This is a genomic window from Mesorhizobium mediterraneum, from assembly GCF_002284565.1.
Taxonomy (GTDB): Bacteria; Pseudomonadota; Alphaproteobacteria; order Rhizobiales; family Rhizobiaceae; genus Mesorhizobium; species Mesorhizobium mediterraneum.
On record NZ_NPKI01000011.1, the window covers coordinates 91,887 to 113,411 of the forward strand.

Annotated in this window: 20 protein-coding genes; 12 read left to right on the forward strand and 8 right to left on the reverse strand. The window is 63.7% G+C overall.

The features are described 5' to 3' along the window. Positions 1-18: 18 nt before the first annotated feature. Together CIT25_RS05590 and CIT25_RS05595 are read right to left on the reverse strand one after the other, a co-directional pair. Positions 19-1,155 carry an alpha-hydroxy acid oxidase gene (locus tag CIT25_RS05590; RefSeq protein ID WP_095483569.1) on the reverse strand — a complete coding sequence of 379 codons (1,137 nt, stop codon included), beginning with the start codon at positions 1,153-1,155 and terminating at the stop codon, positions 19-21. Positions 1,156-1,210: 55 nt separating this feature from the next. Beyond that, entirely contained in the window at positions 1,211-2,014 is an 804-nt protein-coding gene (locus tag CIT25_RS05595) for a FadR/GntR family transcriptional regulator (protein WP_095483570.1), read from the reverse strand. Between the two features lie 196 nt (positions 2,015-2,210). Here CIT25_RS05595 and CIT25_RS05600 point away from each other — a divergent pair, with 196 nt between their 5' ends. The 6 genes from CIT25_RS05600 to glcF all read left to right on the forward strand — a co-directional run bounded on the left by CIT25_RS05600 (position 2,211) and on the right by glcF (position 8,905). Next, positions 2,211-3,533: a DUF3422 family protein gene (locus CIT25_RS05600; protein WP_095483571.1), complete on the forward strand. Its 1,323-nt coding sequence runs from the start codon at positions 2,211-2,213 to the stop codon at positions 3,531-3,533. Positions 3,534-3,816: 283 nt separating this feature from the next. Then, entirely contained in the window at positions 3,817-5,313 is a 1,497-nt protein-coding gene (locus tag CIT25_RS05605) for an FAD-linked oxidase C-terminal domain-containing protein (protein WP_095483572.1), read from the forward strand. A gap of 50 nt (positions 5,314-5,363) precedes the next feature. Continuing rightward, entirely contained in the window at positions 5,364-5,831 is a 468-nt protein-coding gene (locus tag CIT25_RS05610; protein WP_126103627.1) for an endonuclease domain-containing protein, read from the forward strand. A 76-nt stretch (positions 5,832-5,907) separates the two neighbouring features. After that, a complete protein-coding gene (locus CIT25_RS05615) occupies positions 5,908-7,164 on the forward strand; it encodes an FAD-binding protein (RefSeq protein WP_095483573.1) in 1,257 nt (418 codons plus the stop codon). Next, positions 7,161-7,562, forward strand: a complete 402-nt coding sequence (locus CIT25_RS05620) for a DUF4870 family protein (protein ID WP_095483574.1) — start codon at positions 7,161-7,163, stop codon at positions 7,560-7,562. Before CIT25_RS05615 ends, CIT25_RS05620 begins: the two co-directional genes overlap by 4 nt. 11 nt (positions 7,563-7,573) lie before the next feature. Continuing rightward, positions 7,574-8,905 carry a glycolate oxidase subunit GlcF gene (gene glcF, locus CIT25_RS05625; RefSeq protein WP_095483575.1) on the forward strand — a complete coding sequence of 444 codons (1,332 nt, stop codon included), beginning with the start codon at positions 7,574-7,576 and terminating at the stop codon, positions 8,903-8,905. 28 nt (positions 8,906-8,933) lie between these two features. On the opposite strand, the gene CIT25_RS05630 is transcribed toward glcF, so the two are convergent. Continuing rightward, the gene (locus CIT25_RS05630) at positions 8,934-9,854 is read right to left on the reverse strand and encodes a bifunctional 5,10-methylenetetrahydrofolate dehydrogenase/5,10-methenyltetrahydrofolate cyclohydrolase (protein ID WP_095483576.1); all 921 of its coding nucleotides are present in this window, start codon (positions 9,852-9,854) and stop codon (positions 8,934-8,936) included. 278 nt (positions 9,855-10,132) lie between these two features. Then, positions 10,133-10,879, reverse strand: coding sequence for a L,D-transpeptidase (locus tag CIT25_RS05635; RefSeq protein WP_095483577.1), 747 nt, complete (start codon positions 10,877-10,879; stop codon positions 10,133-10,135). Positions 10,880-11,092: 213 nt separating this feature from the next. Here CIT25_RS05635 and CIT25_RS05640 point away from each other — a divergent pair, with 213 nt between their 5' ends. Beyond that, positions 11,093-11,728, forward strand: coding sequence for a DNA-3-methyladenine glycosylase I (locus tag CIT25_RS05640; protein WP_095483578.1), 636 nt, complete (start codon positions 11,093-11,095; stop codon positions 11,726-11,728). Positions 11,729-11,903: 175 nt separating this feature from the next. Here CIT25_RS05640 and CIT25_RS05645 read toward each other — a convergent pair whose 3' ends face one another. Further along, the gene (locus tag CIT25_RS05645) at positions 11,904-12,158 is read right to left on the reverse strand and encodes a hypothetical protein (RefSeq protein ID WP_095483579.1); all 255 of its coding nucleotides are present in this window, start codon (positions 12,156-12,158) and stop codon (positions 11,904-11,906) included. Between the two features lie 215 nt (positions 12,159-12,373). On the opposite strand from CIT25_RS05645, the gene hisS reads away from it, so the two are divergent. The 5 genes from hisS (at position 12,374) to CIT25_RS05670 (ending at position 18,463) form a co-directional block, all read left to right on the forward strand. Continuing rightward, positions 12,374-13,873: a histidine--tRNA ligase gene (gene hisS, locus CIT25_RS05650; protein WP_095483580.1), complete on the forward strand. Its 1,500-nt coding sequence runs from the start codon at positions 12,374-12,376 to the stop codon at positions 13,871-13,873. Positions 13,874-14,044: 171 nt separating this feature from the next. Continuing rightward, positions 14,045-15,166 carry an ATP phosphoribosyltransferase regulatory subunit gene (locus CIT25_RS05655; RefSeq protein ID WP_095483581.1) on the forward strand — a complete coding sequence of 374 codons (1,122 nt, stop codon included), beginning with the start codon at positions 14,045-14,047 and terminating at the stop codon, positions 15,164-15,166. Beyond that, a complete protein-coding gene (hisG, locus tag CIT25_RS05660; protein WP_095483582.1) occupies positions 15,163-15,858 on the forward strand; it encodes an ATP phosphoribosyltransferase in 696 nt (231 codons plus the stop codon). Before CIT25_RS05655 ends, hisG begins: the two co-directional genes overlap by 4 nt. 289 nt (positions 15,859-16,147) lie before the next feature. After that, the gene (locus CIT25_RS05665) at positions 16,148-17,920 is read left to right on the forward strand and encodes an AMP-binding protein (protein ID WP_095483583.1); all 1,773 of its coding nucleotides are present in this window, start codon (positions 16,148-16,150) and stop codon (positions 17,918-17,920) included. A 123-nt stretch (positions 17,921-18,043) separates the two neighbouring features. Next, complete coding sequence (locus CIT25_RS05670) at positions 18,044-18,463, forward strand: VOC family protein (RefSeq protein WP_095483584.1); 420 nt, start codon at positions 18,044-18,046, stop codon at positions 18,461-18,463. Positions 18,464-18,628: 165 nt separating this feature from the next. Here CIT25_RS05670 and CIT25_RS05675 read toward each other — a convergent pair whose 3' ends face one another. The 3 genes from CIT25_RS05675 to CIT25_RS05685 form a co-directional block, all read right to left on the reverse strand. Then, positions 18,629-19,495, reverse strand: coding sequence for a haloacid dehalogenase type II (locus tag CIT25_RS05675; protein WP_095483585.1), 867 nt, complete (start codon positions 19,493-19,495; stop codon positions 18,629-18,631). A 275-nt stretch (positions 19,496-19,770) separates the two neighbouring features. After that, entirely contained in the window at positions 19,771-20,295 is a 525-nt protein-coding gene (locus CIT25_RS05680) for a hypothetical protein (protein WP_095483586.1), read from the reverse strand. Between the two features lie 179 nt (positions 20,296-20,474). Beyond that, positions 20,475-21,383 carry a hydrogen peroxide-inducible genes activator gene (locus tag CIT25_RS05685; RefSeq protein WP_095483587.1) on the reverse strand — a complete coding sequence of 303 codons (909 nt, stop codon included), beginning with the start codon at positions 21,381-21,383 and terminating at the stop codon, positions 20,475-20,477. Positions 21,384-21,525: the final 142 nt, after the last annotated feature.

The window sequence follows — 21,525 nt, forward strand, 5'->3', positions numbered from 1 at the left end:
TCATGCCGTCACGGGAGTCTAACGCCGAAGCTGATCCTTGCCCATGTCGGTTACCAGACGCTTTCCGCACAGCGCCAGCGTTATGTCCATCTCCTTGCGGATAATTTCCAAGGCTTTTGTAACCCCATCCTTGCCGAGCGCGCCCAGGCCGTAAAGGAAAGGCCGGCCGATATAGGTGCCCTTGGCGCCGAGGCACAGCGCTTTCAGCACATCCTGGCCCGAGCGGATGCCGCCATCCATATGGACCTCGATCGTGTCGCCGACCGCGTCGGCGATCTCTTCCAGCACTCCGATCGATGACGACGCACCGTCGAGCTGGCGTCCGCCATGATTGGAGACGATGATCGCGTCGGCGCCCGTCTTGGCTGCCATCAGCGCGTCCTCCTTGTCGAGGATGCCCTTCAGGATCAGCTTGCCGCCCCAGCGTTCCTTGATCCAAGCAACGTCCTTCCACGACAGATGCGGGTCGAACTGCTCCGTCGTCCATGACGACAGCGAGGTGAGGTCGCCGACGCCCTTGGCGTGACCGACGATGTTGCGGAAGGTCCGACGCTTGGTGCCCGCCATGCCAATGCACCAGCCCGGCCTGGTCGCCATCTGCCAGATGTGTTTCGGCGTGAAGCGCGGCGGCGCCGAAAGCCCGTTGCGGATATCCTTGTGGCGCTGGCCGAGGATCTGCAGGTCGAGCGTCAGCACCAGTGCCGAGCATTTCGCAGCCTTCGCCCTGTCGATGAGATCGAGGACGAAATCCTTGTCGCGCAGCACGTAGAGCTGGAACCAGAACGGCTTCTTGGTCACGGATGCGACATCCTCGATCGAGCAGATGCTCATCGTCGACAGCGTGAACGGCACTCCGAATTCCTCGGCCGCCTGCGCCGCCAGCATCTCGCCGTCGGGGTGCTGCATGCCGGTCATGCCGGTCGGCGCCAGCGCCACCGGCATCGCCACCTTCTCGCCGATCATGGTCGATTCCAGCGAGCGGTTGCTCATGTCGACCAGCACGCGCTGGCGGAATTTGATCTTTTGGAAATCCTCCTCGTTGGCCCGGTAGGTGCTTTCGGTCCATCCACCTGAATCGGCATAGTCGAAGAACATCTTCGGCACGCGGCGGCGCGCCAGGTCCTTGAGATCGGCGATGGTGAGGATCATGCTCATGGGCTTCCCGCTGGTTCTCGCTAATTCGTCGTTGTTGATTTTGTCTGCCCGGCGCTCACGTGCGTTTCCTTGCCGGCTCGCCGTCGCCGGCTTCGGAGCGCTGCATGAGCCTCAGCCGCGACACGCGCTGCCAGTCGCCGCTGCGCTCCGCCTCGGCCATGGCGCGTTCGACATGGGTGATGTGGTCCATCGCCGCCTGCCGTGCGGCCGCCGGATCGCCGGCCTTCACCGCTGCGTAGATCGCCCGGTGCTGCGAAAGCAGCGCCTCACGCGCGCCCGGCACGTTGAACACCAAGAGCCGGTTCTGGAACACGCCCTCCGACAGCAGCCGGTAGCACGAGCGCAGCGTGTGCAGGAGGATGATGTTGTGCGCGCATTCGCAGATCGCGTGGTGGAACTCGACGTCGATTTCCGCCTCGTCGTCGAAGTTGCCGGTCCGGTGCGCCTCGTCCATGCGCGCCATGATGCGGTCGAGCAGCGCCAGGTCGTCGGCTGTGGCGCGCCGCGCCGCATACTCGGCCGCCACCGCCTCGATCTCGCGACGGTATTCCAGATAGTCGGTCGCCGCCTTGCGGTGCATGGAGATCAGGTCCGTCACCGGCTTGGTGAACAATTGGCCGATGACGTCGGCGACATACGTGCCGCCGCCGGGCCTCGTCGTCAAAAGTCCGCGCCCCTCCAGCGCCTTCAGCGCGCCGCGCAGGATCGGCCGCGACACCTCGAACTGGCGTGCCAGCTCGCGTTCGCCCGGCAGCCTGTCGCCGGTGCGCAGAACGCCTTCGAGGATCAGGCTCTCGATCTGCTGCACCACCTCGTCGGCGGTGCGGGAATGCTCGATCCTGGAGAAAATGTCGCTCAACGGGGATGCCTGGGGATTGAAGCGGTGTCGCAAGATAAAGCCAGCGTCGCCAACTGGTCAAATTATTTATCCAATTTTCCCGACCGAGTCGGTTTCGCTGCTGTCGCCGCATATCGCGTTCGGCTAACTTGTTGTTTGCGTCCCTTGGCAATTGGCTCTAGAGGGACGACGATTGCGCAAGCCCGGGGGACCAGCCGTGGCAGATGACCCGTCCAATCTCGAATTTCAGCCTCGCGTCAAGGGCAGCGTCATGGGCTTTCCGGCGCATGAGGGACGGCCTGGCGCGCTTGGCGAGGTTCACGCCCGTCCGCATCCGCTGGTCGAGAAACCGCGCGTGCTGGTGCAGCTTTCCTTCATGACCGAAGCCGGATCCGGCGTCGACCAGGCGGTGCTTTCCGAACTGTCGCGACGCCTCGGCATCGCCGCGCCCGACCCCCACGCCCGCCACCATGCGATGAAGTGGGGCAAGGGCTCGCTGCGCTGGGAACGGCACACGGAATTCTCGACCTACCTGTGGGAAGGGCCGCTCGCCGCGAGCGGCCAGCGCCAGGAAGATTCGCCTTTCGGCAACGGGTTTTCGCCGCCGGGAACGGTGATATCCGGCATCAGGCTCGAAATACGCAAATGGACGCAGGCGAGCGAAAAGCTGATCGCCGGCTTCGACCCGACCAGCCTGTGCTATTCGCTGGTCGAGCGCGGCAACGCCGCTATCGTCACCGATTTCCGCCAGGACGGCGACGGCATGACCCGCATGCTGGTGCTCGACCGCGGCCTGACGCCGGCACGCACCGGCGCGCTGGCGCAACGGCTGATCGATATCGAAACCTACCGCACGCTGGCCATGCTTGGCCTGCCGCTGGCGCTGACCTTGTCCGGTCGCGCCCGCCGCATCGAAGACAGGCTGGCTCAGACCACGCTGGAAATGAAGGTCGCCGAGACCCGCGACAGCCAGACGCTGCTTGCCGACCTAACCGAGCTGGCCGCCGAGTTGGAGGCCGACGCCGCCTCCAGCCTCTACCGCTTCGGCGCCAGCCGCGCCTATGACGGCATCGTCCGCGAGCGCCTGGAGGCGCTGGAGGAGGAGGCGGTGCCCGGTTACGACACCTGGGGCGGATTCCTGCAGCGTCGCGTCGCCCCCGCCATGCGCACCTGCCGTTCGGTCGAGGAGCGTCAGGCCAATCTGTCGACGAAGCTCACCCGCGCCACCACGCTGCTGCGCACCTGGGTCGATGTCGAGGTCGAGAAGCAGAACCGCGGTCTGCTGGCGTCGATGAACAACCGCGCCCGTCTGCAATTGCGCCTGCAGCAGACGGTGGAAGGTCTCTCGGTCGCTGCTGTCTCCTATTATGTCGTCGGCCTCATCGGCTATGTCGCCAAGGGCGTTTCGATCTTCGGCCATGTCTTTGCGCCGGAGGTCGTCACTGCCGCCTCGGTGCCGCTTGCCATCCTGCTCGTCTGGTGGGGCGTGCGCCGTGTCCGCCGCATGCACTCAGAACCGGCGAAGCATCCAGGCGAGTAGTCTCCCCCCTTGAGGGGGAGATGTCGCCGAAGGCGACAGAGGGGGTCGCCTCGGTGGAGCGCCAACGCTCTACCGACAAGAAATGACGTTGGCACTTTACGCGCCTGGACCCCCTCTGACCGCTTCGCGGCCATCTCCCCCTCAAGGGGGGAGAAAGCCAGCGGCAGATTGCCGCCGCAGAAGCCGGTCCCGGCGTTGGCTTCCGATTTCGGCCAAGCAGGATTTGCAACACGCACCCGCCACTGGTAAAAGATTTTTACCAGTCAATCGAAGGAGGCTGTTGATGTCCGGCCTGCTGATGCCGAAGCCAGACGACGCCACGATGCGCCGGCGCGACGAGATCGTCGCCGATATGCGCATGATCGTGCCCGGCGAAGGCGTGGTCGACGCTGCCAATTCAATGCGCGCCTTCGAGAGCGACGGCCTCACCGCCTATCGGCAATTGCCGCTGGTCGTGGTGCTGCCCGAAACGGTGGCGCAGGTCTCGCGCGTGCTGAAATATTGCAACGACCGCAACATCCGCGTCGTGCCGCGCGGCTCCGGCACGTCGCTGTCCGGCGGGGCGCTGCCGCTCGAAGACGCGGTGCTGCTAGTCATGAGCCGGTTCAACCGCATTCTCGAGATCGATTTTCCCAACCGCATCGTCGTCGCCCAGCCGGGCGTCACCAATCTCGGCATCACCACCGCCGTCGAGCAGGAGGGTTTTTACTACGCCCCCGATCCATCCTCCCAGATCGCCTGCTCGATCGGCGGCAATGTCGCGGAAAATTCCGGTGGCGTGCATTGCCTGAAATATGGCCTTACCGCCAACAATGTGCTCGGTATCGAGATGGTGCTGATGAATGGCGAGGTGGTGCGGCTCGGCGGCAAGCATCTCGACGCGGAAGGCTACGACCTGCTCGGGGTCATGACCGGTTCCGAAGGGCTGCTGGGTGTCGTCACCGAGGTCACCGTGCGCATCCTGAAGAAGCCGGAGACGGCGCGCGCGCTTTTGATCGGCTTCCCGACCAGCGAGCAGGGCGGCCAATGCGTCGCCGACATCATTGGCGCCGGCATCATCCCGGGCGGCATGGAGATGATGGACCGCCCGGCGATCCACGCAGCCGAGGATTTCGTCCATGCCGGCTATCCCTTGGATGTCGAGGCGCTGCTGATCGTCGAGCTCGACGGGCCGGGCGTCGAGGTCGATCATTTGATCGGCCTTGTCGAAGCCATCGCCTACAGGAACGGCTCGACCACCTGCCGCATCTCGCAGTCGGAGCAGGAGCGGCTGAGCTTCTGGGCCGGCCGCAAGGCAGCCTTCCCGGCGGTCGGCCGCATCTCACCCGACTATTACTGCATGGACGGCACCATCCCGCGCAAGGAACTGCCGCGCGTGCTCGCCGGCATGCGCGAGCTCTCCGAGAAATACGGGCTCGGCGTCGCCAATGTCTTCCATGCCGGCGACGGCAACCTGCATCCGCTCATCCTCTATGACGCCAACATGCCGGGCGAGCTCGACAAGGCGGAAAGCTTCGGCGCCGACATCCTGCGGCTCTGCGTCAAGGTCGGCGGCGTGCTGACCGGCGAGCACGGGGTAGGGGTGGAGAAGCGCGACCTGATGCCGGAAATGTTCAACCAGATCGACCTCGACCAGCAGATGCGGGTCAAATGCGCTTTCGATCCCAACCATCTGCTCAATCCGGGCAAGGTGTTTCCGCAGTTGCGCCGCTGCGCCGAGCTCGGACGCATGCACGTGCATCGCGGGCAAATGGCGTTTCCGGACATTCCGAGGTTTTGATGGCAACGTCTCAAAATGACGGTTCCTCGCCCCCGCGAAGCGGGGGAGAGGTGGCTCGGGCGAAGCCCGAGACGGAGAGGGGGCCTGCGGCCGACGTGCCAAGCCGACGCTCACCTGAAAGGATCGCGCGTGCCCGCGCGCTTCGCCATGGCGACAATCCGGCGGAAGCAACCCTCTGGAACGAGCTGAAGGCCAAGAAGCTGGGCGGATACAAATTCGTGCGTCAGATGCCGATCGGGCCATATTTCGCCGACTTCGCCTGCCGAAGCGAAAAGCTGGTCGTTGAACTGGACGGAAGTCAGCATGCCGGGAGTTCCTACGATAGGCGACGCGACGAATTCATGCGTGGCGAAGGGTTCTCGGTCGTGCGGTTCTGGAATGTCGACGTACTCAAGGGCCGGACGAGCGTTTGCGAGACTATCCTTGCGGTGCTGGAAGGGCGATTGGCCGAAGACGTGATCGCCTCGGACCTGAGGTTCGTTTTTGCGGCCAAGAAGGTTGGGGGTGGCGCTCTATGATTGCCCCCTCTCCGTCTCGGGCTTCGCCCGAGCCACCTCTCCCCCGCTTCGCGGGCGCGAGGAACCAGAGATCGCCATGACCACCTTCACCCCCTCGACCGCAGCCGAAGTCCTCTCCACCGTCGCCTGGGCTGCGGCAGAAGAATCGCCGCTCGAAATCCTCGGCCATGGCTCCAAGCGCGGCATCGGCCGTCCGCTGCAGACCGAGCACACGCTCGACCTGTCGAAACTGTCCGGCGTCACGCTTTACGAGCCGGCCGAACTGGTGCTGTCGGCGAAGGCCGGCACGCCGCTCGCCGAGATCGAAAAATTGCTTGCCGAAAACGGCCAGCAGCTGGCCTTCGAGCCGCTGGACTATGGCCCGCTGCTCGGCGGCGAAAAGGGAAAAGGCACGATCGGCGGCGTGCTGGCCTCGAACCTGTCCGGCCCGCGCCGGCTGAAGGCGGGGGCGGCGCGCGACCACATCCTCGGCATAGCAGCCGTCTCTGGTCGCGGCGAGGCGTTCAAGTCCGGTGGCCGCGTGGTCAAGAACGTCACCGGCTATGACCTGTCCAAACTCATGGCCAACAGCTGGGGCACGCTGGCTGTATTCACCGACGTCACCTTCAAGGTGCTGCCAGCCGCCGAGACCGAAGTCACGCTCACTCTGCGCGGCCTGCTCGACGATCACGCCGCAGCCGCCATGGCGCTGGCGCTCGGCTCCAGTGCCGAAGTGTCGAGCGCTGCCCATCTTCCCGAACGCGTTGCCGGACGGGTCGCCGGTGGCAGTCTCGGCAGCGCTGCCGCTACATTGCTGCGCGTCGAGGGTTTCGGTCCGTCGGTCGCCTACCGCATTACTGCGCTGAAAGATCTGCTCAGGAATGCCGGCCCGCTCGAGGAAATTTCGGGCGATATCTCGCATTCTGTCTGGCGCGATATCAGAGATTGTGCGCCTTTCGTCGACGGCCTGGCAAAGCCGGTATGGCGCGTCTCGATGGCGCCGGCGCAAGGCCACCAGATGGTGTTGGCGCTGCGCATGCAGGCGGCGGTCGATGCCTTCTATGACTGGCAGGGCGGATTGATCTGGCTGCGCATGGAGCATGGCGATCCCGAAGCCGATCTTCTGCGCGGACTGGTGAGACAGCATGGCGGCGGCCATGCGACGCTGGTGCGCGCCGCCCCGTCGCATCGCGCCGCTTTGCCGGTGTTCGAGCCGCAGGCGCCGCAACTGGCGGCGTTGGCGGCGCGGCTCAAAGCCGAGTTCGATCCTAAGAATATCCTCAATCCCGGCCGTATGGCGTCGGCTGCAAGCTCTGTTACTCTCGGCCCGGCAACCGAGGGAGGAGCATCATGAGCGACATCAATCCAGGCCCGACCGACTCAAGCAAACCCGCGCCGCGCCAGACCGACCGCTGGCTGGAGCCCGGTCCGACCAACGCACTGATCATTTACATTCTGTATCTCGCCGGCCTGGTGATCGGCGTCACCGGCCTTGTCGGCATCGTTCTTGCCTATATCAACCGCGGCAAATCGGGCGGCTTCGTCGAGAGCCACTACACATTCCTGGTCCGCACCTTCTGGATCGGCCTGCTCTACGCGCTGATCTCGGTTGTGCTGATGATGGTGGCGATAGGCGTCGTGCTGATGTTCGCCGTCGCCGTCTGGTTCATCGCCCGCTGCATACTCGGCCTGCAGGCGCTGCAGCGCGGCGAGCCGGTCAAAAACCCGGAAAGCTGGTTCCTCGGACTTTAGGATTCTTTTGCGTGCAGACCAATTTCTCAGCTGCCCAGCTTGCCGATCCGCATGTCGCGGAATCGGAAAAGATCCTGCGCAAATGCGTGCATTGCGGCTTCTGCACAGCCACCTGCCCGACCTACGTGACGCTTGGCAACGAGTTGGATTCGCCGCGTGGGCGGATCTACCTGATCAAGGACATGCTGGAGAACGGTCGCCCCGCCGACAAGGAGATCGTCACCCATATCGACCGTTGCCTGTCCTGCCTCGCCTGCATGACCACCTGTCCGTCGGGCGTCAACTACATGCATCTGGTCGATCATGCCCGCGCCCATATCGAAGGGACCTATAAGCGCCCGCTGCTCGATCGCCTGACACGCGCCATGCTGGCTTTTGTCCTGCCTTATCCCTCGCGTTTTCGTGCTGCGCTCAAGCTGGCGAAGCTCGGCCAGCCATTCGCCGGACTGTTCGAAAAGATCCCGGCGCTGAAGCCGCTGGGCGCGATGCTCAAGCTCGCTCCGGCATCAGTCCCGGCGGCCTCGCCAAAGGCTTCGCCGGGCATCCATGCCGGGCAGGGCACGAGAAAAATAGGCCGCGTCGCCATACTCACCGGCTGCGCGCAATCCGTGCTCGATCCCGCCATCAACGACACGACGATCGCGCTGCTCACGCGGCTTGGAGTCGAGGTCGTGGTGCCCGAGGGCGAGGGCTGCTGCGGCGCGCTGGTGCATCATATGGGCCGCGAGGAGGCGGCCCTTGCCTCGGCCAGGCGCAACGTCGACGCCTGGACGCGAGCCATCGACCAAGGCGGCCTTGACGCCATCGTCATCACCGCGTCCGGCTGTGGCACCACGATCAAGGATTATGGTTTCATGCTGCGCCTCGATCCGGCCTATGCCGACAAGGCGGCGCGGGTATCGGAGTTGGCCAGGGACATTACGGAATATCTGGCGAGCCTCGACCTGCCGGAACCCGTTCGCAAGCCGGGCACCATCGTCGCCTATCACTCCGCGTGCTCGATGCAGCATGGCCAAAAAATCACCCGCCAGCCGAAGGAGCTTCTGGCCAAAGCCGGCTTCGTCGTGCGCGAGCCGCGCGAGGGCCATCTCTGCTGCGGCTCGGCCGGCACCTACAACATCCTGCAGTCCGAGATTTCGGTTCAGCTGCGTGATCGCAAGGTCAGGAATATCGAGGCAACGGGTGCTGAAATCGTCGCCACCGGCAACATCGGCTGCATCACCCAGATCGCTTCTGCGGCGAAGATGCCGGTGGTGCACACGATAAAACTGCTCGACTGGGCTTATGGCGGACCGCAGCCGGAAGGTGTCCCGAAAGACAGGGCAGTCGTGGCAGCGGAGTGATCCACTGACGCTCCGAAACGCTGCCGTCTTATTCCGCCGCGAGCTTGTCCACCACACCGTAGGTCGCCTGGTAGCGTGCGCGCTGGCGGCTGAGTGCCACCATCGTATTGCGCAAAAGAATCGCCACGGTGATCGGACCGACGCCGCCCGGCACCGGTGTGATCCAGGACGCCACCTCCTTGACGCTCTCGGTATCGACGTCGCCGACGATGCGGCTCTCCCCGTCCGGTCCGATCTCGGCATTGATGCCGATGTCGATAACGGCCGCCCCAGGCTTGACCATGTCGGCCTTGATCAGCCGCGGCTTGCCGACCGCGACGAACAGCGCGTCGGCGCGGCGGGCATGCGCTGCCACCGAGCGCGTCATGTGGTGGCAGACCGTCACTGTCGCGCCTTCGCTCATCAGCAGGAAGGCGATCGGCTTGCCGACGATCTCGGAGTGACCGACGATGACGACCTCGAGCCCCTTGAGATCGAGGCCGGTTTCCCTGAGCAGCTCGACCGAAGCGGCGGCCGTGCACGGCGCGAGGTCGAGCTGGTTGTAGACGATGTTGCCGATCGAAGCTGGATGCATGCCCTCGACGTCCTTGAGCGGATGCACCGCCGCCTGAAGCGTCTTGATCGGGATATGCGCCGGCACCGGCCGCTGGATGATGATGCCGGTGACGCGCGGATCGGCATTAAGGCCGTGGATCGCCGCTTCGAGTTCGCCGGCGGTGATGTCGGCGGGAAAGCGCCTTTCCTCGAAACCGATACCGGCCAATGCTGCCTTGGCGCGCTGGTTCCGGACATAGACATCCACCGCAGCTGTGTCGCCGACGGTGATCGATATCAGTTTGGGCGGAAAGCCTTCGGCGGTGGCGATCGCTGCATCCACGCGCACCGAGGCGATGATGCGTTGGGCGACCGGGCCGCCCCTGAGATAGCGGCTGTCATCGGACAGGGACATGCGTGAACCTTCTGTCTGAAAGTGTTGCTGCCGACATAGCAAAACTCTTGGGATAATGGCAGCTCGAAAGCGAACCGCTATGACTGTCGCGCGACGTACCGGCGCGAAGATATGCCCGCCAAGGGATGTCAGCAGAAACAAAAAGGGCAGCACGGCTTGCCGCGCTGCCCTTTCGTGACTGGCCGCATCCCCACACGGCCCGTCCCCCGTTGTTCTTTCGTCCGGCCTCAAAAAGCCAAAGCTAATGTCTTTCTAGCCGAGATGATTCGTGACCGCAACTATATCACCACAACCGTTGTGCCAACATTGACCCGTTCATAGAGGTCGACAACATCTTCGTTGCGCATGCGAATGCAGCCCGACGACACGGCGCCGCCGATCGTCCATGGCTGGTTTGTGCCGTGGATGCGGTAGAGCGTCGAGCCAAGATAAAGCGCGCGTGCGCCGAGCGGGTTCTCGCTGCCACCGGCGACATAGGTCGGCAGATAACGGCCCTTGGCGGCCTCGCGCGTGATCATCTCCGCCGGCGGCCGCCATTCGGGCCAGACCTTCTTCTGCGAGATCTTGTGCTTGCCGGCCCATTCGAAGCCCGGCTTGCCGGTCCCGACGCCATAGCGCCGTGCCTTGCCGTTGTTCTCGACCAGATAGAGAAAATTCTCTGTCGTATCGATGACGATCGTGCCCGGTTTGTGCGGACCGTCATAGGCGACTTCCTGCGGCAAGTAGATCGGGTCGATCTGCGGGCGCGCGACCATGCGCTTCTTGGACGGCGCCTGCACCGCGGCCGTATGCAGCTGAGCCGGTTGCGCCTGCCGTTGAGAACGGCGCTGCGGCTTTTGCATCTCTTGCCGGTTTTGGCGGACGATGCCCGGCGCGCGGCCAAGCTGCAGCACCCAAGGCGCCGAAAGGTCGGGGCTCACCATCACCGGCGGCCTGTCGGCATAACGGTCATTGGCGCTGGAGGATGTAGCGGCAGCGGCCAGCGCGGCTGCGGCGCCGAGCAGCGGAAACAAAAATGTCTTCATTGGAACGCACCTTGATCGTCGAACATCCGGGGGCGCAAAAGCGTCCCCGATTTCGTGGACATTGGGCGCGGAGCGGCAACCGAAACGTGAATCGGAATGCGTAAAATGCTCCATTGTCAGTAAACCTTTCGGTGTGGTTACTGGCCGGTTCAGGAATCTGGTAAAGCCGGAGTAAAAGGCGCGCTAAGGCGCATTAACGAATGGAATTCCGCCATGGATGAGAAGACAGGCCTGCTCGCCGGCCCCGATGGTATCGCGCGCTGCTTCTGGCACGGCAATCTGCCGGATTATCTGCACTACCACGACCATGAATGGGGCCGGCCGGTCACCGATGACCGCAGACTGTTCGAAAAGATCTGCCTCGAAGGCTTTCAGTCGGGTCTGTCCTGGCTGACCATATTGCGCAAGCGCGAGAATTTCCGCGAGGCGTTCGCCGGCTTCGATATCGACAAGATCGCCGCCTTCACCGACGAGGATGTCGAGCGCCTGCTCGGCAATGCCGGCATCATCCGCCACCGCGGCAAGATCGTCTCCACCATCAACAACGCCAAGCGCGCGCGTGAAATGGCGGACGAGGCCGGCTCGCTGGCCGCCTGGTTCTGGAAGTTCGAACCCGGCCCGGACGAACGGCCCGGAATCGTCGATCTCGCCCATCTGCGCGCCAATCCGACCACGGCGGTTTCTGTGCGGATTTCGAAGGAGCTGAAGAAACGCGGCTGGAGCTTTGTCGGCCCGACCACCGTCTACGCCTTCATGCAGGCCATGGGGCTGGTCAACGACCACCTTGAAGGCTGCGTCTGCCGCGAGCAAGTCGAGGCGGAACGGAATGCGTTCAAGCGGCCGAAGTGAGCTCCTTCTTTCCTTCTCCCCTTGTGGGAGAAGGTGGATCGGCGCGCAGCGCCGAGACGGAAGAGGGGTGTTGGACGGAGTGCTGTCGCAGCCAAGCTGGAACACCCTTCATCCGACCGAGCTTCGCTCGGCCACCTTCTCCCACAGGGGGAGAAGGAAAGGGGCGCTCAAAAACTCAAGCGCCGCTGGCGCCGGCCAGGAAAAGTCCGGCGACAATGGCCGCAAGCGTGGCAAAAGCCGGATAGATCACCAGCAGGCTGGTCACCAGCGCATCACGCATGGTCGGTCCCTTGCGCTCGTCCGCCGCGACCTCGAATGGTCCCGCCGTTTGGCCTGCCGGTCTCGGCGCATGGCCGTCGGCCGGCCGCAAACGAGCGGGCAGCTCGCGGGCGCCACTGTCGATGATATCGAATTGCCGTGCCGTGGTCATGGCCCGAACCCCTTGTTTCGGCGCGCTTTATCGGCTGCGATTGTGTCGGCACGATGCCGCGCTTATGGCGGAATTGTTTCGTTTTGGGTCCGGTTTGTTTCAGGAAACGTGCAAACGCTTGCCGCTCCCGGCTGCATCGGTTAGGACACCCGCGCTGTGGAGTTCAGGAGTTTTGCCGATCCACGGAGCGCCACGAAACACCGAGTACCCATGCCATGGCCGACAAATCGGAAAAGACGAAAGCGCGGCTGCCGCGCGGCTTTGCCGACCGCAGCGCCGACGACATCCGCGCCGTCGAAAAGATGATGGCGACGATCCGTGGCGTCTACGAGCTTTACGGCTTCGAGCCCGTCGAGCAGCCGCTGATCGAATACACCGATGCGCTGGGCAAATTCCTGCCTGATCAGGACCGGCCGAACGAAGGCGTGTTCTCGTTCCAGGACGATGACGACCAGTGGCTGTCGCTGCGCTACGACCTGACCGCGCCGACGGCGCGTTTCGTCGCCGAGAATTATGACAGGCTGCCGAAGCCGTATCGCAGCTATCGCTCCGGCTGGGTGTTCCGCAACGAAAAGCCCGGTCCCGGCCGCTTCCGCCAGTTCATGCAGTTCGACGCCGACACGGTCGGCACGCCGGGCGTCGCGGCCGATGCCGAAATGGCGATGATGATGGCCGACGTGATGGAAGCGCTCGGCATCAAGCGCGGCGACTACGTCATCAGGGTCAACAACCGCAAGGTGCTGGACGGCGTGCTGGAGGCGATCGGCCTTGGTGGCGACGAGAACATCGGACGCCGGCTGACCGTGCTGCGGGCGATCGACAAGCTGGATAAATTGGGTGTCGAAGGCGTGCGCCTACTGCTTGGCACCGGACGCAAGGACGAGAGCGGTGATTTCACCAAGGGCGCCGGGCTGGACAACGTTCAAGCTGAGGCCGTTCTTTACGCTACGGCGAAGCCTCAGCTAGGTGATTTAGGGCACCCGGATTCCACGGTGAAAGCCAGCCAGTCCTTCAACGAAGGCGTTGCCGAACTATCAATCATTGAAGACTTGGTAAGGGCAGCTGGATATGGCGAAGACCGCATAATTATGGATCGTTCCGTCGTCCGCGGCCTAGAATACTACACCGGCCCGGTCTACGAGGCCGAGCTTCTGGCTGAAATCCCCAATGAGGATGGCCAGATCGTGCGCTTCGGCTCGGTCGGCGGCGGCGGTCGCTATGACGGTCTCGTCTCGCGCTTTCGTGGCGAGCCAGTGCCGGCGACCGGCTTTTCCATCGGCGTCTCCAGGCTGATGACCGCGCTGAAGAACCTCGGCAAGCTCGACACCTCTGATGTCGTCGCTCCGGTCGTCGTGCTCACCATGGACAAGGACACCGAAAGCCTCGGCCGCTACCAGAAGATGGTCGCCGAGCTGCGTGCCGCCGGCATCCGTTCCGAAATGTATCTCGGCGGCGCCGGCATGAAGGCGCAGCTCAAATATGCCGACCGCCGTGGCAGCCCCGTCGCCATCATCCAGGGCGGCGACGAGCGCGCCAAGGGCGAGGTGCAGATCAAGGACCTGATCGAGGGCGCACGCATGTCGGCCGAGATATCAGACAACGCCGAATGGCGCGCAGCGCGGCCAGCGCAGGTGACGGTGGCGGAAAGCGAGCTGGTTGCCGAGGTGAGGAAGATACTGGCGGCGCAGGCCGAGGAGCGGGCGCGTGGCAAGTAGGGCGCCGCTCCCTTCTCCCCTTGTGAGAGAAGGTGGCCGAGCGAAGCTCGGTCGGATGAGGGGTGTTCCAGGGAACGCCGACGCCTCATTTCTTCCAGCACCCCTCATCCGTCTTGGCGCTGCGCGCCAATCCACCTTCTCCCACAGGGGGAGAAGGCAAGGTGGCGTCTCGTGACCTCCCGCTACCCCGCCATCGCATCAGACATCACCAATCTCTTCGCCGCGCGCAACACCCATGCGGTGGAAGTCGCGGTGCTGCAGCCGGCCGACCCGTTCCTTGACATGGCGGGAGAGGATCTGCGCCGCCGCATTTTTCTCACCGAAAGCGAAACCGGCCAGACGCTTTGCCTGCGGCCCGAATTCACCATTCCGGTTTGCCTCGACCACATTGCCAGCCAGGCCGGCACGCCGCGCCGCTACTCCTATCTCGGCGAGGTGTTTCGCCAGCGCCGCGAGGGCGGCAATGAGTTTTTCCAGGCCGGCATCGAGGATCTCGGCGATCGTGATATGCCGCAAGCCGATGCCCGCTCGCTGGCCGATGCACATGCGCTGCTTTCCCTGGTGCTGCCGGGTCAGGTTCTGGCGGTCACGCTCGGCGACCAGACCATATTCGAAGCGGTGCTGGCAGCCCTCGGCCTGCCGCGCGGCTGGCGCATGCGGCTGGCCCGCGCCTTCGGTTCGGCGGCGATGCTGGAGGCAGCGCTTGCCGACCTCGCCAATCCGCCGCGCAACGGCCAGCTCGCCGGCGCGGTCGCTGCCCTCGTGCTCGATGGCAATCTGGAAGGGCTTTCGTCGCACATCGCCGGCGGCATGGAGCAGGCGGGCCTGTCGGCGTCGGCCGGGCGCTCGCCATCCGACATTGCGCGGCGCTTGATCGAGAAGGCCGCGTTACGCAGCGTGCGGCTGTCGAACGAGGCGTTTTCGGCGCTGAAGACTTTTTTGGCGATCGACGTGCCGCTCGACGGCGCAGCAAAAGCGCTCGAAACCTTCGCGGCCGGTTCTGGTCTCTCGCTGGGAGCGGCGCTGGACAGTTTCGCGGCCCGCGCCAAGGCGATCGAAGCGCATGGCCTGCCAGTCAAAAAAATCCGCTACGATGCCGCCTTCGGCCGCCCGCTCGACTACTACACCGGTCTGGTGTTCGAGATCGCGGCGGAAGACGGCGACCGGCCGCTGGCCGGCGGCGGCCGCTATGACCGGCTGCTGACACTGCTCGGCGCGAAAACGCCGATCCCCGGCGTCGGCTTTTCCGTCTGGCTCGACCGCATCGAAGCGTTGCGGGAGCCGGCGCAATGATCACGCTGGCGATCCCGTCGAAAGGTCGGCTGAAGGAGCAGGCGCTGGAGATGCTGGCTCAGGCCGGGCTCGCCGTCAGCCTGCCCGGTGACGAGCGCAAATACCGCGCCCGTATCGAAGGCGAGGAAGCCGTCGAGGTGGCGTTCCTGTCGGCGTCCGAAATCGCAGGCGAGATCGGCCAGGGCTCGGTCGATCTTGGCATCACCGGCGAGGATTTGTTGCGCGAAAGCCTCGCCGACTGGGAGGCGCGCGCCGAAATCGTCGCCCGCCTCGGCTTCGGCAACGCCGATGTCGTGGTGGCGGTGCCCGACATCTGGCTCGATGTCGACACGATGGCCGATCTCGACGACGTCGCCGCCGATTTCCGCCAGCGCCACGGCAGGCGGCTCAGGATCGCCACCAAATACTGGCGGCTGACCCAGCAATTCTTTTCGCAAAAGCACGGCATCCAGGTCTATCGCATCGTCGAAAGCCTGGGCGCCACCGAAGGCGCGCCGGCGGCGGGATTGGCCGATGTCGTCGTCGACATCACCACATCAGGCTCGACGCTGCGCGCCAACCATCTGAAGGTGCTGGCCGACGGCGTCATCCTGCGCTCGCAGGCCTGCCTTGTTTCATCGAGGAAGACGCGTGCGGCTGCGGATGAAGCAGTGTTGCGCGACATCGCCGCGAAGATGGCTTCGGTGGCGTAAATCTCTTCCCCTTGTGGGGAGCTGCGGCAGAGGGGTGGGAAGGATCGTCCTGGGGCAGAGCATATTTGCTCTTGCTTTGTGCCGGCACTTATGCTACCAAACTCCGCATGGTGCTGATTTGCGCCGCCACCCGCCGTCGAGGCGGGTTTTTTGTTTCCGGAGCTATCCTCACCGGACTCCGAACCGACTTGGCGGCGCGACCTGACTTCGAAGCTCCGGCCATACCATCGACGGGATTTCCACCACCCCGGCAGGCTGATAGACTCGGTCGCCTGCGGAGGAGACGGCGATGCCGATCAATCTCGACGAGTTGAAGAATGCCACCAATCTGCGCAGCCGCCGCCCGCGCAATGGCGCCTCGTTTGTCGCGCCGGTAGACGGCAGGGCGCATGTGTCGGGCGAGCGCACCGTGCCGCTGCTGCAGCAGACGATCCCGGCGTTGCTTTCTGACACCGTCAGCAAATACGGCACGCTCGATGCCGCCGTCTTCGTCGAGCAGGACAAGCGCTTCACCTGGAGCGAGCTTTCAGACACGGTGGACGCGCTGGCCGCCGGCTTCCTGGCGCTCGGCCTGGCAAAAGGCGACAGGGTCGGCATCTGGTCACCCAACCGCTGGGAATGGCTGGTGACGCAGTTCGCCACCGCGCGCATCGGCCTTATCCTGGTCAACATCAACCCAGCCTATCGGCTGGTCGAGCTGGACTATGCGCTGAACAAGGTCGGCTGCAAGGCGCTGGTCACATCAGCCGAATTCAAGAGCTCCGACTATCTCGGTATGATCGAGACACTGGCGCCGGAGATCGCGACAGCGACGCCCGGCAAGCTCGACGCGAAGAAATTGCCGGCGCTGAAGATCGTCATCCGCATGGGCGAGGAGAATTCGCCCGGCATGTTCAATTTCGCCGATGTGCTGGCGATGGCCGGGCGCGACGAGCATGACAGCCTCGACCGGATCTCCGAGGGGCTGAAGCCCGGCGACGCCATCAACATCCAGTTCACCTCGGGCACGACAGGCGCGCCCAAGGGCGCGACGCTGACCCACAACAACATCGTCAACAACGGCAATTTCGTCACCTCGGCGATCAGGCTGACCGCCGACGACCGGCTGTGCATCCCGGTGCCGCTCTATCACTGCTTCGGCATGTCGATGGGCACGGTCGGCTGCGTCACCAAGGGCGCCGCCATGGTTTTCCCAGGCGAGGGGTTCGATGCCGGCGCCACACTGAAAGCGGTGGCGGGCGAACGCTGCACCGGTCTTTACGGCGTGCCGACCATGTTTGTCGGCCTGCTCGACCATCCGGATTTCGAGGCGTTCGATCTCACCAGCCTGCGCACTGGTATCATGGCCGGCTCGCCGTGCCCGATCGAGGTGATGAAGAAGGTGGTGTCGATGATGCACATGGCGGAGGTAACCATCGCCTATGGCATGACCGAGACCAGCCCGGTCTCGTTCCAGAGCAGCGTCGACGACCCTCTGGAAAGGCGCGTCTCGACGGTCGGGCGCGTCCACCCCCATGTCGAGGTCAAGGCCATCGATGCCGACGGCGCCACCGTTGCAGTCGGCGCGCCGGGCGAACTCTGCACGCGCGGCTATTCCGTGATGAAGGGCTATTGGGACGACGACGAAAAGACCCGCGAGGCGATCGACGCCGATGGCTGGATGCACACAGGCGACCTCGCCACCATCGATGCCGAGGGCTATTGCAACATCGTCGGCCGGGTCAAGGACATGGTCATCCGCGGCGGCGAGAACGTCTATCCGCGAGAGGTCGAGGAATTCCTCTATCGCCATCCCAAGGTCAGGGAAGTGCAGGTGTTCGGAATTCCCGACCCGAAATATGGCGAGGAGCTTTGCGCCTGGATCGTGCTCAAGCCCGGCCAGATCGCCACCGAGCAGGAGATCAAGGCCTTCTGTACGGACCAGATCGCCCACTACAAGATCCCGCGCCACATCCGCTTCCGCACCGAATTGCCGATGACGGTGACCGGCAAGCCGCAGAAATTTCTCATGCGCAAGGCGATGGTCGAGGAGTTGGGGCTGGTGGCGGCGAAGACGGCGTAAAGGAGCGGGGTGCCGCGTCGCGCCACAAGCGGCCGTTACGCGCCCACGATTCCAAGGCGGGGTTCGGTCACCGCGATCTGGCCAAATCAGCAATAGAATTGCCGTCAGGATGGAGTGTCCAAAATGAAGGTCTTGTTCATTTCGAGTATGGCCATCGTTGCGCCGGATCCAGCCGAGAGCCGCAAGCTCTTCATCGACGTGCTGGGCTTGCCGCTCAAGCGCCACGAGGGCGATGAGTACTACTTCAGCGAGAGCGTCGGCGGCAGCAAGCATTTTGGCGTATGGCCGCTCTCGCAGGCTGCCGAAGCGTGCTTTGGCACACGCGAGTGGCCGGCGGATCGGCCGTTACCGCAAGCCTGTATCGAGTTCGAAGTCGAGGACTTGGACGGCGTCGCTGCCGCCGCGCAGGAGCTTCAGGAAAAAGGGTATGACCTGCTCCATGGCGTACGCACCGAACCTTGGGGCCAGACCGTCGCCCGACTCCAAACAATTGAAGGAGCGATCGTCGGCATCTCCTATGCACCCTGGATGCATGAGGTTTAGCCGGGCCTGCAGGAGCCCTCAACAACCCAAATGTAATGGGGAGTTGAGCAATATGTTGCCCGTTCTCATACGAGCACCCTCGATGCGCAATGCGATGGTCGAAGAGCTCGGACTGGCGACGGCGACGACTGCTTGCTACCGGCTGCCGGAGCGCGCCCTCGCAACCTACTTCAGAATCGCAGCGAGTTCGATCAAGTCATTTGCCATGTATTCCCAACCATCGAGCGGCTCGATGGCGGCAGCCTTCGACGGGTCGTGCGCATTTGAGCGGACGACATACGCCGTCTTCAATCCGCATCGACGCGCGGCATCCAGGTCGTAGTCGTGGGCGGCAACCAGCATCGCCCTGTCCGGCTCCACGCCCAGCAGCTCACAGGCACGAAGATACACCTGTGGCATCGGCTTATAGGCCTCGGAGATATCAGCGCCGAGGATCGTATCCCATGGCAGCCTGGCATGTTTTGCCATGTCCACCAGAAGTCGGGTGTTCCCATCGGACAGCGGTGCGACGATGAAGCGTTCCTTCAATCTGGAGAGGCCCTCCACCGAATCCGGCCACGGCTTGAGGCGGTGCCAGGCCAGATTGAGGTCTTCCAGTTCGGCGCTCGGAAAAGCCGATGGCGTCAGCCCGAACCCCTTCAGGCACGCTTCCAGGTTCTCCATATTGAGCAGATCGAGCGGGACAAAGGGCCGCTGACCACACCGGACGGCTTCAACCGATGGGTCATAGCGTCCAACCCAAGCATCGGCAAAAGCACCGGCATCGATATGCAGGGCGTCATGGCGCTTAAGAAACGAACTCGCCTCCGCCGCTATGCTGCCGCGCCAATCGACAACGGTTCCCAAGACGTCGAAGAACAATACCTCAACTTTCGTCACTTTTAGCTCTCCATGCTCGTCGGTCTGGTGGTCCGTCAGTCGCGGTAAGAGGGATCGAACTTGTTGCCGCTTGAGATAGTCGAAATGCGTGAAAGCCTGATCGTTGTAAAGCAGCCAGCCGTCCGCTGTTTTCAGCGCCAGATCGTCGGACATGACCCAGATCGTCGGACATGACCCAGATCGCCGGACATGACATTGAGCGGTTGCCCGTCGGTCGGCCTCCCAGTACTGACTCGATCTATCGGCCGCTGCGAATACCTTGAGTGCGTCGGAAACATCGGCGGCGACGGCGAGGCCCTCGCTACCCTTGCTTTCGATTTCCGCTGTCAACTGGCTGAGCGCGTTTGTGGCGGGCGAGCAGAGGCGCCGGTGACCACCGCTGTCATTCCGCTTTCAATCCGACGGCGCCAGGTCGGTGTTGGCAAAGTCTAAACCGCCGGTCCTTCGAGCCCGCTTCTCTCGTGCGATTTCCACAGGAACCAGCCGAGGACGGTGCCGAAGAAGAATGTGTGGGCAACGAACTGCAGGACCGGGCTTGCTTCCAGGAACCACGGGAATGCGATCGGCGCGATCACATAGAAATTGACGAGCCACAAGGCGAGGCCAAAGACGCTGCCGAGACCAATGAAGGCGGCGGATCCTCGCAGCATTGAGGCAATCTCCCCGAACACGATACCGTAGATGATGGCCAGGATCAGATGCACGATCACGCCGGCAATGCTGGCCGTCAGGAGCGAATAGCCGGGATCGAGAGCTTCCGGTCCAAGCGCGATGGCGCCGATCATGCGCAGGGGCATGAAAAACGCTTCCGCCCCCATCATGAACGCACTCGCCGTCATCTCGAACGCCGCAAAGACGAGGCCGGCGACAATGCCCGCAACGGCCCCCTGCTGGAGTCCCCATCGGATGTCGCGCGGCGTCACTGGTGTGTGGATGTAATCACGGTAAGCCATGATACTGCTCCCTTCTGGAACGCAGACTCCTCCGGAAAACCAATGCGGGATGCGCGTCGGCGGTTCCGGCCGTTCGGCGCAATTCACGGGGATTTGATTGAAGTTGGGGTTTTCTCAGGCCGAACGGGTGCAGCGATGGGCCAGCAGACTTTCCGCCAGATAATACAGTGCGTCTCGCCTCAGGCCGCCAGCACCGCCGCATCCAGCCCGCGAACAATCTTCGCCAGCTCCACACACTCGTCGTGGCGTACCTTGTTGCGCCGCCAGGCGAGGCAGATCGTGCGCTGCGGCATTGGCTCCTGGAAAGGCACGATCTTCAAATCGGGGATAGTGCTGGCCGGTCCTGCCGCCATTTCCGGGATGAGCGTGACGCCGAGCCCGTGCGCCACCATCTGCAGCAATGTCGTCAGGCTGGTCGCGCCATAGCTTGCCATTGCCACCGGCCGCACGCTGCCGCAGACGGCAAGCGCCTGTTCGCGCAGGCAATGGCCTTCCTCCAGCAGCATCAGCCTTTCCAGCGCCGGGCTTTCCGGCGGAACCGGCGGCGAGGCGAAGGCGGGATCGCCGGCCGGCACGGCAAGGAAGAACCGGTCGGAGAAAAGCGCCTCGGTGATCAGCCCGGGCTGATCGAGGGGAAGGGCCGCGATGAAGGCGTCGAGCTTTCCCAAAGCGGTGTCCTCGACCAGCGATGCGGTCACCGCTTCGCGCAATTCGAGCTGCAAGGCCGGAAAATGCCGTCTCAGCTCCGGCAGCACATGCGGCAGGAGATAGGGCGCCACCGTCGGGATTATGCCGAGCCGGAAGCGTCCTTCCATGGCGGGACGCCCGCGCCGGGCCGTGGTCTCGATCTCGCGGATATCGGCAAGAATACGCTCGATGCGCGGCAGCATGGCCTGCGCCTCGTCGGTCATCCGAACCGATTTGCCGCCGCGCTCGAACAGCCGGCAGTTGAGCCGCAGCTCCATCTCGGCGATCTGCGAAGACAGCGCCGGCTGGCTGACGCCGGCGAGCTTCGCGGCGCGGCCGAAATGCAGCGTCTGCGCCAGCGCCTCGAAATATTGCATCTGCCGGACAGTGAGACCAATCATAAGGAAAACCTATCGCGACAAACAGGAAAGGCAATTTGTTTTTATCGGCAATGCGGCCTAGTCTGGAACCATTCCAGAATGGCGTGGCTCAAGGCCCGTCCGGAAAATCAACAAATCCCGGAAATCAACAAATCGGAGAGAA